The sequence below is a fragment of the Micromonospora citrea genome, from assembly GCF_900090315.1.
Lineage (GTDB): Bacteria > Actinomycetota > Actinomycetes > Mycobacteriales > Micromonosporaceae > Micromonospora > Micromonospora citrea.
In genome coordinates, this window is sequence record NZ_FMHZ01000002.1 from 994,066 (window position 1) to 1,006,179 (window position 12,114).

Genomic DNA, 12,114 nt, shown 5'->3' on the forward strand with positions numbered 1-12,114 from the left:
GGGTGCCCGGCGCCGCCCCGTCGGCGGGCGCCGGGGCACGGAAGGCGGATCCGGGTGAGATCCCGCCGATGACGGGTAAGCGGGCCGCCTCCGGCAGACGGAAGCAGGGAGCGGTACGGCATGGGCGAAGAGCGCGGCACGGTGGTCATCGGTGCGGGGCCGGCGGGCCTGACGGCGGCGTACGAACTGCTCCGGCGAGGCGCCCCCGTCCGGGTCTTCGAGGCCGACGACGTGGTGGGCGGGATCAGCCGCACCGTCGAGCGGGACGGGTGGCGATTCGACATCGGCGGGCACCGCTTCTTCACCAAGGTGGCCCGGGTCGAGGAGTTCTGGCACGAGATCCTGCCCGACGAGGATTTCCTGCTGCGGCCCCGGATGAGTCGGATCTACTACCGCGGCGCGCTGTTCGACTACCCGCTGAGCGCCGCGAACGCCCTGCGCAACCTCGGGCTCCGGGAGGCCGCGCTGTGCATGGGCTCGTACGCGCGCGCCCGGCTGCGCCCGCCGAAGGACCAGTCGCACTTCGAGGGCTGGGTCTCGGCCCGGTTCGGCTGGCGGCTGTACTCGATGTTCTTCAAGACGTACACGGAGAAGGTCTGGGGCATGCCGGCCGACCGGTTGCAGGCCGACTGGGCCGCGCAGCGGATCAAGAACCTGTCCCTGGCCAAGGCGGTCCGCAACGCCGTGCTGCCCCGCCGCAACCGCAAGGACGTGACGAGCCTGATCGAGGAGTTCCAGTACCCGAGGCTCGGCCCGGGGATGATGTGGGAACGCTGCGCCGAGGAGGTCCGCCGGCGCGGCGGCCGGGTGGAGACGGGCAGTTGGGTGACCGCCGTGCACCGCGACCCGGAGCAGCGCCGGGCGGTCGCCGTCACCGTCGGCGGGGCGGGCGGGCAGCGCACCGAGCCCGCCGAGCACGTCGTCTCCTCGATGCCGATCTCGGAGCTGGTGGCCGCGCTGCGCCCGGCCGCCCCGCCGGAGGTGCTGGCCGCCGCGGCCGACCTGCGGTACCGGGACTTCCTGACCGTCGCGCTGGTGGTCCCGGAGGAGTTCTCGTTCCCCGACAACTGGATCTACGTGCACGACCCGGCGGTGAAGGTCGGCCGGATCCAGAACTTCGGCTCCTGGTCGCCGCACCTGGTCAAGGACGGCCGCACCTGCCTCGGCCTGGAGTACTTCGTCTTCGAGGACGACGAGACCTGGCGCACGCCGGACGCCGAGCTGGTCGCCGCCGCGACGGCCGAGCTGGAGCGGCTCGGCCTGGTCCGGCCGGGCGTCGTCGAGGCCGGGTACGTGGTGCGGATGCCGAAGGCGTACCCGGTCTACGACGAGCGCTACCAGCGCAACGTCGACGTGATCCGCCGGTGGCTGGCGCGCGAGGTGCCCAACGTGCACCCGGTCGGGCGCAACGGCATGCACCGCTACAACAACCAGGACCACTCGATGCTGACGGCGATGCTGACCGCCGAGAACATCGCCTGCGGCACGAACCACGACGTCTGGTCGGTCAACGTGGAGCAGGACTACCACGAGGAGTCGAGCCACGACGGGGACGGCCACCGGGGCACCGGCCGGGACGCCCCGATCGTGCCGGCCCGGCCCACCGCCCCGGCCGGCGCCACCCTCGACGGTGCCGTCCGGCCCGAACGCCCGGCCCAGGTACGCCTCGGCTGAGCCCGTCCCGTACGCCGGGGCGCACAACCGGCGGCGGAGGCCCGCCCAGCCGTCGGTCTGCGAGAGCGGATGCCGGCGGCCACCGACCTGCCAGCAATGTCGCGTGACGTAGACCACTTGTCCTGGCTTCGCCCGCACCCCCCTGTCAAGATTTTCTGACAGGGGGGTGTCAGCGTTTCCTGACACCCAGGAAGGTTGCAGGAGATGGACGGGACGCAGCCGAACGGCGATGAACTGCTCGCTGCGCTCACCGCGCTCGCGAGTCCGCACCGGCTGCGGATCATCGCTGCGCTCGCCGAGGGCCGCAGCTACGTCAGCGAGCTGGCACGGCGGCTGGAGATGAACCGACCCCTGCTCTACATGCACCTGCAGCGCCTGGAGGCCGCCGGGCTCGTCGCCGGTTCGTTGGAGACGACGCCCGACGGCAACTCGGTGAAGTGGTTCGAGGTCGTTCCCTTCGCGCTGACGCTGACTCCCGCGACGGTCGCGACGGCCGTACCGACATTGGAAGCCGGTGGCACCGGAAAGGACAAGAAGTGAGCACGACGGCAGCAGCCGAGGGCGACATCGCCCAGATCGGCATCGTCACGTCGACGGTGATGGTGATCGCCCTGGTGGCGATCGTGGCATTCGTGGCGCTCGGCGTCTACCGCGCCAGACACTCGGCAGCCCGGGAGGCGCACTACCGCGGCCTCGCCGAACAGGCCAGCGTCACACAGGCCCGGTCGGCCGAGAGCGCCCAGCAGACGGTCGCGGAGCTGAAGGGCCTGCGGTCGGACGTCCGGGCCACCCGCACGGAGCTGGCGCAGGTCAGGGAGCGCCTGACCGAACTGGAGCGGCTGCTCAGCCAGATCGGATGAGCCAGCGATCCACGAAGGAAGAGAAGATGAGACCTCAGCTACGCCGGTTCGCGGTGGCGCTGGCCGCGGTCGGCGCTCTGGCGATCACCAGCGGCCCGCCCGCGAGCGCGGCCGGCGACGAGACCGACCGCGTGCGGACATACCTGGACCACTACCGAAAGACCAACCACATACCCGGGCTCGCGGCGGCCGTGGTGCGCGGGGACCGGGTCGTGCAGGAACACCTCGCCGGGGTGGCGGGCGACGGCACACCGGTGACCGCGCAGACACCCTTCCTGTACGGCTCGGTAAGCAAGCCGTTCACCGCGTTGGCGGTGCTGCAACTGGCCGAGGACGGCCGGATAAGCCTGGACGCGCCGGCTCGTGTACACCTCCCCTGGCTGCGGCTCAGCGACGAGGCGGCGACCGCGCGCGTCACCGTCCGACAACTGCTCACCCACACCAGCGGCCTGCCCGAGGTGATCACCGCGGGTCTGACGGACCGCTACGACAACGCACCGGGCGGAGTCGCCCGGGCGGTCCGGGACCTCGCCGACGTGCCGCTGGCCGGGCAGCCGGGCAGCGAGCACCGGTACAGCGACGCCAACTACATGGTGCTCGGTGCGCTCGTGGAGGAGGTGACGGGTCGCCCCTTCGCCGAGCACCTGCGTCGCAGCGTGCTGGATCCCCTGCGGATGCGGCAGGCCGCGGCCACCGCCGCCGACGCGGAGCGCCTGGGTCTGCCCGCCGGCCATCGCCGCTACCTCGGCCGAGCGCAGGAGTTCGACCCGCCGTACGACACGTCCGGGGTCCCCTACGGCTACCTGGCCGGCAGCCTCACCGACCTCGGCAACTTCGCCGCCGCGCAGCTCAACGAGGGCCGGTTCGGGGAGTCCCGGCTGCTCTCGGCCGACGGCGTCACGCGGATGCACCGCGGCCAGGCGCCCATCGCCAGCGGTGGTCGATACGCCCTGGGCTGGCGGGACACGGTCCTGTCCGGCAGCGGCGCCCGGACGGTCTGGCACGCCGGCGCCACACCGGGCTTCTTCGCACACGTCGTGCTCGTGCCCGAGGCCGATCTGGCCGTGATCCTGCTGGCCAACCTCTACCACCCGGCTGCGGACCCGGCGCTCGCGTCGGCCGGTTTCGACGTCGCGCGCATCCTGCTCGGTGTCCCACCGCAGCCGGCGACGAACGACACTCTCCTGCTCTCGGTCGCTCCGGCGCTGTTCGGCGTCGCCGGCCTGCTCATGATCGTCCTGATCGCGACGGTCGTGCGCGGCACACGCCGACACCGGGCCGATCCCCGAACCGGCCGCCGGGCGGTGGCCACGTCCGCGGCCTGGGCGCTCGGCTGGGCGGCGGGCGCCGGCGCGGCGCTACTGGTGCTGCCGTCGTTGGTGGGCGGTCTTGGCCTGCTGCTGCTCTGGACGCCGGACATCGGGCACGCGACCGTCGCCGTGGCCGCCCTGGCCGGGCTCCTCGCACTGGCCCACACGACGACCGCCCTGGCCCGGCTGCGAGCCCGCCGCGCGCGGCCCGCAGCCGGCGACCTCGCGTCCACCTCGGAGCCGGTCTCCGTCGGATGAGCCAGTGGCGGGCACTGCCGCGAACCGCCACGGACGGGCTACCGGTGTAGAGCCCCGCGGATCGGCACGCGGCTGCGCCCGCTGCTCGTCGAGCTCTACCGCACCGGGGACGCGCTGCTGCGCGAGCGGGGGATCGCGGACGCCGGGCCGCCGATACCATCGCCCGAATGATGATCCGCGAGTTCCAGGAACCCGACTGGGCCCAGGTGTGGCCGATCGTCGCGGAGGTGGTCCGGGCGCGGGAGACCTTCGTCTACGACCCGGAGATGACCGCCGAGCAGGCGTACGACACGTGGGTGGAGGCCGCGCCGGGCCGCACGGTGGTCGCGGTCGACGGCGAGCGGGTGCTGGGCACCGCCAAGATGGGCACCAACCGCCCCGGGCCGGGGTCGCACGTGGCGACCGCGAGCTTCATGGTGGCCCGCGAGGCGCGCTGCCGGGGCGTGGGCACCGCGCTGTGCCGGCACGCGGTCGGCTGGGCCCGCGAGCGGGGGTACGCGGGCATGCAGTTCAACGCGGTGGTCGAGTCGAACGCCTCGGCGGTCGAGCTGTACCGGCGGGAGGGCTTCGCGGTGGTCGGCACGGTGCCCGGCGCGTTCGCGCACCCCACCCTCGGGCGGGTGGGCCTGCACGTGATGTACCAGGAGTTCTGACGACCGGCCGCCGCCCGGTCCGGGCGGCGGCCGGCCCGTCGGTCAGGCGACGGCCGCGGCGCTCGCCTCGGCGCGCAGGTCCTCCTCCGAGGCGCCGCGCCGCCAGTAGCCGGCGAACGTGACGTGCCGCCGGTCCAGGCCGCGCTCGGCGACGAGATGCCGCCGCACCGCCCGCACCATCGACGACTCGCCGGCGACCCAGGCGTACGGGGTGCCGGCCGGCAGCCGGGCGGCGCGGACCGCGTCCGCCAGCAGGGTGCTGCCGGGGGCGGTGCCGCCCCGCACGACCCAGCGCACCTCGGCGCGGGCGGCGGTGGGCAGTTCCCGGATGTCCGCCGCGTCGGGGACCTCGATCCAGGCCCGGACCGGGGTGTCGGCGGGCAGCCAGGCCAGGATGCCGGCGGCGGCGGGCAGCGCGGTCTCGTCGGCCACGAGCAGCACCGAGTCGGTGCCGGCCGGGGGGCGGAAGCAGACGCTGCGGTTGTCGTGCACGGCCGGGCCGAGCAGCACCACCTGGTCCCCGGGCAGGGCGTGCCGGGCCCAGCGGGAGGCGGGGCCGGTGTCGCCGTGGCTGACGAAGTCGATGTCCACCTCGCAGGCCTCGGGCCGCTGCTCCCGGATGGTGTAGGAGCGCATCACCGCGCGCACGTCCGCCGGCATGGCCCGGTACGCGCCGAACCAGTCCTCCCCCGCCTCGACCGGCAGCACCGGCGCGGGCTGGCCGGGGTGCGGCAGGAACAGCGAGACGCTCTGGTCGCGGCCGCCGCCGGCGAAGTCGGCCAGCTCCGGCCCGCCGAGGGTGACCCGGATCAGGGAGGCCCCGATCCGGCGGGCGCCGACGACCCGCGCGGCGAAGAAGCGGTACTGGAGGGCGACCGCGGTGCTCACGCGGTGACCTTCTTGGCGCCCCGGATGGCGGTGGCGAGGTTCTCCAGCAGCGGCGCGGCGCCCGCGTACGAGAAGCGGGGCACGGCGTCCCACGGGGTGATCTGGTTGGCCTTGACCGCCGGGAGCTGCTGCCAGGTCGGCTTGGCGGCCAGGTCCTTGGGCTGCAGGGCGGTGTTGCGGTTGTCGAGCAGGAGCAGGTCGGCCGGGAACTTGCCGGCGTTCTCCCAGCTCAGCGCCTCGAAGTAGTCGCCGGCCTCCAGCTTGGTGGGAACGACGATGTCGACGCCCAGCTCGGCGAAGTACATCAGGTCGGTGCTGACCCTGGGGTTGGAGACGTAGAACAGGTCGGGGCTGCCGGAGCAGGCGAGCACCTTGATGCCCGGGTTGGCCTTGACCGCCTGGCGGACCGACTCGGCGGCGGCCTCGAAGCGGGCCTTGGCGTCGGTGACCTTCTTGGCGGACAGGTCGGCGCCGAGGGACTCGGCGAGCTGCGCGTACCGCTCGATCGGCTTGGTCAACGGCACCCGGGCGGTGGTGATGGTGACGGTCGGGGCGAGCGGGAGGATCTTGTCCTTGCTCTCGTCCGGCACGTACCAGAAGGCGCCCGGGTCGTACATGTGGGTGACGAGCAGTTCCGGCCGCAGGGCCGCGTACTTCTCCAGGCTGAACTCGCCCCAGACGTTGCCGAGGATCTCCACGGACTCCACGTTCAGGTCGCCGGCCTGCGGCTCCTTGCTGCCGTCGGCGCGCTTCGTCTCGCCGAACACGCCGACGATCTGCTTGTCGAGTCCGAAGTCGACGAGCGCGGCGGCCGCTCCCGTGAAGGCGACCACCCGGGTCGGGCGGGCGGGGGCGCTCGCCTTCTCGTTACGGTCGTCGGTGAACGACCAGGGGCCGCCGGAGTTCTTGGTGGCGGGGGTGGCGGAGTCCTCGTCCCGGCCGCAGCCGGCGAGCAGGGCGGCCAGGGTGGCGGCGCCACCGGCGGCGAGCAGGCCCCGACGGGAGAGGCGGCGGGCGGACACGGGATTCTGCATGACGGTGTCTTTCGATCAGGGTCGGGCGAATGACCATGGACAGCGGGGTTAGGTTAACCTAACCTAAATCGCTGTCAAGCCCGGCCCGGAATTCCGCACCTCATCGGAGACCACACTGTCCGCCACCCTCTCCTCCCGCGCCGGGGCGCCACCGGCGCCGTCCGTCGCGCGTCGTCCCGGCCACGTCGCGCTGCGGGCCGCCGGCCTCGCGGCGTCGGTGCTGCTCCTCGCCGCCGTCGTGGTGCTGAGCATCGCCGTGGGCGCCAAGCAGCTCCCCCTCGCCGACGTGTGGCAGGGCCTGCTGCACCGCGACGCCGCCGAGTACGCCGTCGTGCACCGGATGCGGCTGCCGCGTACGCTGCTCGGCCTGCTCGCCGGCACGGCGCTCGGCGTGGCCGGCGCGGTGATGCAGGCGCTGACCCGCAACCCGCTGGCCGACCCCGGGCTGCTCGGCATCAACGCCGGCGCCGCCGCGGCGGTGGCCAGCGCGGCGGCCCTGCTCGGCATCGGCGGGCTCGGCGGCCAGGTCTGGTTCGCGCTGCTCGGCGCCGCCGCCGTGACCGCCGCCGTCTACGTCGTCGGTGGCGGGCGCGGGGCCACCCCCGCCCGGCTGGCACTGGCCGGCGCGGCGCTCAACGCCACCCTCTACTCGTACGTCAGCGCGGTCATGCTGCTCGACTCGGCGTCGCTGGAGCGGCTGCGGTTCTGGACGGTGGGCTCGCTGGCCGGCGCCGAGCCGGCCACCGTGCGCACGGTCGCGCCGTTCATCGCGGCGGGCCTGCTGGTCGCCCTGGCCGCCACCCGCGCGCTCAACGCGCTGGCGCTCGGCGACGACGCGGCGCGCGCGCTCGGCGCGCGGCCCACGCTCGTCCGGGCCACGGTGATCCTGGCCATCACGCTGCTCTGCGGCGCCGCCACGGCCGCCTGCGGGCCGATCGTCTTCGTCGGTCTGCTCGTGCCGCACCTGGTCCGCGCGCTCACCGGGCCCGACCTGCGCTGGATGCTGCCGTACTGCGCCGTCCTCGCCCCCGTGCTGCTGCTCGGCGCCGACGTGCTGGGCCGGGTGCTGAGCCGGCCCGGCGAACTCCAGGTCGGGACGGTGACCGCCGTCGTCGGCGGGCCGCTCTTCCTCTGGCTGGTGCTGCGCGGGCGGGTGGCCCACCCGTGATCACCCTTCGCGCCTCCGGTCTGTCCCTGCGGCTGCGCCCCCGTGCCGTCGCCGTCGGCCTCGCCGGCGTGCTGCTGGCGCTGGCGCTGAGCGTCCTCGCCGTCGGCAGCGGTGACTACCCGATGAGCCCCGCCGACGTGCTGCGCACCCTCGCCGGCGGCGGGACCCCGGCCGAGGAGTTCATCGTCACCGAGCTGCGGCTGCCCCGGGTGGTCACCGCGCTCTGCGTCGGCGCCGCGCTGGCGCTGGCCGGCGCCGTCTTCCAGTCGCTGGTCCGCAACCCGCTGGGCAGCCCCGACATGCTCGGCTTCACCCAGGGCGCGGCGACCGGCGCGCTGGTCGTGGTGCTGCTCGGCGGCAGCAGCCTGGCGCTCGCCTGGTCGGCGGTGGCCGGCGGGCTGGTCACGGGCGCGCTGGTCTACGCGCTGGCCTGGCGGCGCGGCGTGCACGGGTTCCGGTTGATCCTGGTCGGCATCGGCACCATGGCGATCCTGACCGGGGTCAACGGCTGGCTGCTGACCCGGGCGAAGCTGATGGACGCCGCGCGCGCCGTGCTCTGGCTCACCGGCAGCCTGGACGGGCGCGGCTGGGTCAACGCGCTGCCCCTGCTGATCGCGCTGGCGGTGCTGGTGCCGGTGATGCTGGTCGGCTTCGGGCCGGCGCTGCGCCTGGTCGAGATGGGCGACGACACCGCCTCCGCCCTGGGCGTACGCGTGGAGCGGGTGCGCCTGGTCGTGCTGGCGGCGGCGGTGCTGCTGGTCTCCCTGGCGGCGGCCGCCGCCGGGCCGGTGAACTTCGTGGCGCTCACCGCGCCGCACCTGGCCCGGCGGCTGACCCGGGCACCGGGGCCGAACCTGCTGCCCGCGGCGGTCGTCGGGGCGGTGCTGGTGGTCGCCGCCGACCAGATCGCGCTGCGGGCCTTCCCCGGGCACCAACTGCCGGTGGGCGTGGTGACCGGCGTGCTGGGCGGCGCCTACCTGGTCTGGCTGCTCGCCGGCGAACGCCGGGCCGGCCGGCTGTGAACGGAACGGGCCCGAACGGGCGGGCGCACCACGACGAGAACGGAGCACGGAGCATGCAGTCCCGGCTGAGCGGCAACGCGATGACCCTCGCCTACGAGCGACGGACCATCGCCGAGGACCTGAGCGTCGCCGTGCCCGACCAGTCGTTCACGGTGATCATCGGCCCGAACGCCTGCGGCAAGTCCACCCTGCTGCGCGCGCTGTCCCGGCTGCTCAAGCCGGCGGCCGGTGCGGTGCTGCTGGACGGCGAGGACATCCACCGGCTGCCGGCCCGGGGCGTCGCGCGCACCCTCGGCCTGCTGCCGCAGACGTCCGTCGCCCCGGACGGCATCGGCGTCGCCGAACTCGTCGCCCGGGGCCGGTACCCCCACCAAAGGCTGCTGCGGCAGTGGTCGCGCGAGGACGAGCGGGTGGTCGCCGAGTCGATGGCGGCCACCGGGGTCACCGACCTGGCCGACCGGCCCGTCGACGAGCTCTCCGGCGGGCAGCGGCAGCGGGTGTGGATCGCGATGGCGCTGGCCCAGCAGACGCCCCTGCTGCTGCTGGACGAGCCGACCACCTACCTGGACATCGCCCACCAGATCGAGATCCTCGACCTCTGCGCGCGGCTGCACGAGGAGCAGGGCCGAACCCTGGTCGCGGTGCTGCACGACCTCAACCACGCCGCCCGCTACGCCACGCACCTGATCGCGATGCGCGACGGCCGGGTGGTCGCCGCCGGCCCGCCCCGCGAGGTGGTCACCGCTGAGCTGGTCGAGGAGGTCTTCCGGCTGCCCTGCCGGGTCATCGACGACCCCGAGAGCGGCACTCCCCTGGTGGTCCCCGCCGCCCGCCGCCGGTCGCCCGCCGCGAGCGCCGGCGCCCCGGCGGTGGCCGCCGCCGGCGACCGGCCGTGAGCGCCGGCCGGCGACGCGAGTGGAGGCCCGCCACGCCGCGCCCCGCGCGTGCGCATCGACCGAAATCACCGTACGGTGGCACCGATGCGTGACGTCGTCAACACCTACCGCCAGGACGTCGACGGCTTCGGCCGGGTGACGATCCGCCCCCTGGACCCGGACACCGACATCGACCTGGTCCACGGCTGGGTCGGCGAGGAACGGGCCCGGTTCTGGGGGATGCGCGACGCCGGTCGCGACCGCGTCGAGGAGATCTACCGCCACCTCGACTCGCTGCCCACCCACCACGCCTGGCTGACGCACCGCGACGGCGTGCCCGTCGCGCTGTTCCAGACGTACGAGCCGACGGCCGACCCGGTCGGCGAGTGCTACGACGTCCGGCCCGGCGACCACGGCGCCCACCTGCTGATCGGCCCGACGAGCCGGCCCGAGCCGGGCTTCACCGGGACCCTGTTGGAGGTGTTCCTGGACTTCGTCTTCACCGACCCGGGACGCCGGCGCGTCGTGATGGAGCCGGACGCGCGCAACGACAAGGCGGTCGACCGGCTGCTGCGCACCGGCTTCGTCGCCGGCCCGCTGATCGACCTGAACGGCAAGCGGGCCCGGCTGATGTTCCTCGACCGGGAGACCTTCGAGGCCCGGCGGCGCTGACCCGGTCCGCTCCCCGGGCGGTCGCCCGCCCGGGGAACGCCGTGGGTCAGCCGCCCGGCCGCAGCACCCGGCCCCGCCCGGCGGCGTTGTCCGCCGCGGCCTGGCTGCGCTGGGTGCCGGTGACGCAGACGTCGTCGCCGAGGAACGCCTCCCGCCACACGTAACCCGACACGCAGGTGTGCGGGCCGTACGGCCCGTTGACCCAGCGGCTCGCGGCCACGGCGTTGTCGGCGAGCACCTGGGACCGGGTCGCCCCGGTGACGCAGACGTAGTCGGACTGGTCGGCGTCGCGCCAGACGTACCCGCTGACGCAGGTGTTCGGCCCCGAGACCAGGCGCGCCGGGTTGCGGCGGGACGCCGCGGCGGCGTTGTCGGCGGCGGCCTGGCTGCGCTGGGTGCCGGTCACGCAGACGTCGTCACCGGCGTACGCCTCCCGCCACACGTAACCCGACACGCAGGTGTGCGGGCCGTAGGGCCCGTCGACCCAGCGGCTCGGTGCGGCGGCGTTGTCCGCCCAGACCTGGCTGCGGGTGGCGCCGGTGACGCAGACCAGGTCGCCGGGGCGGGCCTCCCGCCAGACGTAGCCCTGCAGGCAGCGGTTGACCACGTCGGTGGTGACGGTGACCGAGGCGGAGTTGCCCGAGATCCAGTTCACGCCGATCTGCACGCCGTTGGCGTTGAGCGACTGCGCCGGGCCGCCGCCGGGGCCGGTCCGCAGCAGGGTGGGCGTGCCGTTGCGCACCTCGTGCAGCAGGACCGTGTCCGCCGGGATGCCCGCGCTCCAGCCGGTCTTGCGGCGGAACTCCACCGTGTAGTAGTGGAACAGGTCGGCCGGGTCGAACGGGATCCGGACCAGCTGCGGGCCGGCCGCCGAGGGCACCTCCAGCGGCGCCAGCGTGATCGTCCGCGAGGCCACCCCGTCGGCGGCCATCGTGAACACCCGGTTCTTCGGCAGCCAGCCCAGCTCGTCGCGGTGGAACGCGTTGAGCCCCACCGCGCTCGTGCCGTAGTTCGCCGTGGCGAAGGCGTGGATGTGCATGGCGCTCATCTCGTCCCACGGGTCGTCGTACTCGCCCGGCTGCGACCACGGCGCGTTCTGGTACGTCGTGTCGTTGGAGAACGAGTGGCCCAGGTTGTAGCCGTGCAGCATCTCGTGGGCGGCGAACCCGACGTTCCAGGCCCCCGGGTCGAGCAGCACCCGGCCGCCGGCCGCCCCGGAGTCCACCCAGTCGTTGAGCATGACGGCGGTGCGGTGCCCGGCGGGGACGGTGTAGCCGTTGGCCGCGGCGGTGTCGACGCAGCGCTGGATGCGGGTGCCGCGGTCGATCGACTGGAACTGCGCCAGGGTGTACGACATGGTGTACCAGCCCCGCACCGCCGAGCCGGCCAGCGAGACCCGGCCGCCGGACTGGTCGGCGAGGTAGTCGGCCACCCCGCCGGTGCCGAGCCCGGCGTGGGTGAGGAAGTTCGCGAAGAACGACGGGGTCCTGGGCTCCGCCGGCTTGTCGCTGAACTTGCAGAGCAGCACGGACCAGGGGGTGTTGTTGCGGATCGGGCTGGCCGCCGCCGGCCCGGCCGCGACCACCACCGACCCCAGGACGGCGCAGCTGAGCGCCACGGCCGCCGTGGCGGCCCGACGCAGGAGTTGGGATCCCACTCGCACTCTCCGTTCCCGTGGCCCGAACCGTTCGGGCCGTGGG

12 protein-coding genes are annotated in these 12,114 nt (G+C 74.2%); 9 read left to right on the forward strand and 3 right to left on the reverse strand.

The features are described from left to right. Positions 1–120: 120 nt before the first annotated feature. From GA0070606_RS04720 to GA0070606_RS04740, 5 genes are all read left to right on the forward strand, one after another. Positions 121–1,674, forward strand: a complete 1,554-nt coding sequence (locus GA0070606_RS04720) for an NAD(P)/FAD-dependent oxidoreductase (protein WP_091095398.1) — start codon at positions 121–123, stop codon at positions 1,672–1,674. A gap of 204 nt (positions 1,675–1,878) precedes the next feature. Then, positions 1,879–2,214 (forward strand): ArsR/SmtB family transcription factor, encoded by a 336-nt coding sequence (locus GA0070606_RS04725; RefSeq protein ID WP_091095400.1) that lies wholly within the window; start codon positions 1,879–1,881, stop codon positions 2,212–2,214. Then, on the forward strand, positions 2,211–2,534 hold the full coding sequence (locus GA0070606_RS04730) for a hypothetical protein (RefSeq protein ID WP_091095402.1): 324 nt from the start codon (positions 2,211–2,213) through the stop codon (positions 2,532–2,534). Before GA0070606_RS04725 ends, GA0070606_RS04730 begins: the two co-directional genes overlap by 4 nt. Positions 2,535–2,560: 26 nt before the next feature. Next, entirely contained in the window at positions 2,561–4,102 is a 1,542-nt protein-coding gene (locus GA0070606_RS04735; RefSeq protein WP_176737237.1) for a serine hydrolase domain-containing protein, read from the forward strand. A 167-nt stretch (positions 4,103–4,269) separates the two neighbouring features. Further along, positions 4,270–4,755: a GNAT family N-acetyltransferase gene (locus GA0070606_RS04740; protein ID WP_091095406.1), complete on the forward strand. Its 486-nt coding sequence runs from the start codon at positions 4,270–4,272 to the stop codon at positions 4,753–4,755. 42 nt (positions 4,756–4,797) lie between these two features. Here GA0070606_RS04740 and GA0070606_RS04745 read toward each other — a convergent pair whose 3' ends face one another. Then, on the reverse strand, positions 4,798–5,643 hold the full coding sequence (locus tag GA0070606_RS04745) for a siderophore-interacting protein (RefSeq protein ID WP_091095407.1): 846 nt from the start codon (positions 5,641–5,643) through the stop codon (positions 4,798–4,800). Then, complete coding sequence (locus tag GA0070606_RS04750; RefSeq protein WP_091095409.1) at positions 5,640–6,677, reverse strand: ABC transporter substrate-binding protein; 1,038 nt, start codon at positions 6,675–6,677, stop codon at positions 5,640–5,642. The genes GA0070606_RS04745 and GA0070606_RS04750 overlap by 4 nt, the downstream gene beginning before the upstream one ends. Positions 6,678–6,744: 67 nt before the next feature. Between GA0070606_RS04750 and GA0070606_RS04755 the strand changes: the two genes are divergently transcribed. The 4 genes from GA0070606_RS04755 (at position 6,745) to GA0070606_RS04770 (ending at position 10,414) form a co-directional block, all read left to right on the forward strand. Beyond that, positions 6,745–7,845 carry a FecCD family ABC transporter permease gene (locus GA0070606_RS04755; RefSeq protein ID WP_091095411.1) on the forward strand — a complete coding sequence of 367 codons (1,101 nt, stop codon included), beginning with the start codon at positions 6,745–6,747 and terminating at the stop codon, positions 7,843–7,845. Beyond that, positions 7,842–8,867: a FecCD family ABC transporter permease gene (locus GA0070606_RS04760; protein ID WP_091095413.1), complete on the forward strand. Its 1,026-nt coding sequence runs from the start codon at positions 7,842–7,844 to the stop codon at positions 8,865–8,867. Before GA0070606_RS04755 ends, GA0070606_RS04760 begins: the two co-directional genes overlap by 4 nt. A 53-nt stretch (positions 8,868–8,920) precedes the next feature. Continuing rightward, positions 8,921–9,763 carry an ABC transporter ATP-binding protein gene (locus tag GA0070606_RS04765; RefSeq protein WP_091095415.1) on the forward strand — a complete coding sequence of 281 codons (843 nt, stop codon included), beginning with the start codon at positions 8,921–8,923 and terminating at the stop codon, positions 9,761–9,763. Between the two features lie 84 nt (positions 9,764–9,847). Then, positions 9,848–10,414: a GNAT family N-acetyltransferase gene (locus tag GA0070606_RS04770; RefSeq protein ID WP_091095417.1), complete on the forward strand. Its 567-nt coding sequence runs from the start codon at positions 9,848–9,850 to the stop codon at positions 10,412–10,414. Positions 10,415–10,460: 46 nt separating this feature from the next. Here the strand turns inward: GA0070606_RS04770 and GA0070606_RS04775 are convergent, their stop codons facing one another. After that, complete coding sequence (locus tag GA0070606_RS04775) at positions 10,461–12,071, reverse strand: hypothetical protein (RefSeq protein WP_091095419.1); 1,611 nt, start codon at positions 12,069–12,071, stop codon at positions 10,461–10,463. Between the last annotated feature and the right edge of the window lie 43 nt (positions 12,072–12,114).

Coding starts and splice junctions, on each gene's coding strand:
- GA0070606_RS04735 (WP_176737237.1), top strand. CDS start 2,561: ATGAGACCTCAGCTACGCCGGTTCGCGGTGGCGCTGGCCGCGGTCGGC.
- GA0070606_RS04750 (WP_091095409.1), bottom strand. CDS start 6,677: ATGCAGAATCCCGTGTCCGCCCGCCGCCTCTCCCGTCGGGGCCTGCTC.
- GA0070606_RS04740 (WP_091095406.1), top strand. CDS start 4,270: ATGATGATCCGCGAGTTCCAGGAACCCGACTGGGCCCAGGTGTGGCCG.
- GA0070606_RS04720 (WP_091095398.1), top strand. CDS start 121: ATGGGCGAAGAGCGCGGCACGGTGGTCATCGGTGCGGGGCCGGCGGGC.
- GA0070606_RS04765 (WP_091095415.1), top strand. CDS start 8,921: ATGCAGTCCCGGCTGAGCGGCAACGCGATGACCCTCGCCTACGAGCGA.
- GA0070606_RS04770 (WP_091095417.1), top strand. CDS start 9,848: ATGCGTGACGTCGTCAACACCTACCGCCAGGACGTCGACGGCTTCGGC.
- GA0070606_RS04725 (WP_091095400.1), top strand. CDS start 1,879: ATGGACGGGACGCAGCCGAACGGCGATGAACTGCTCGCTGCGCTCACC.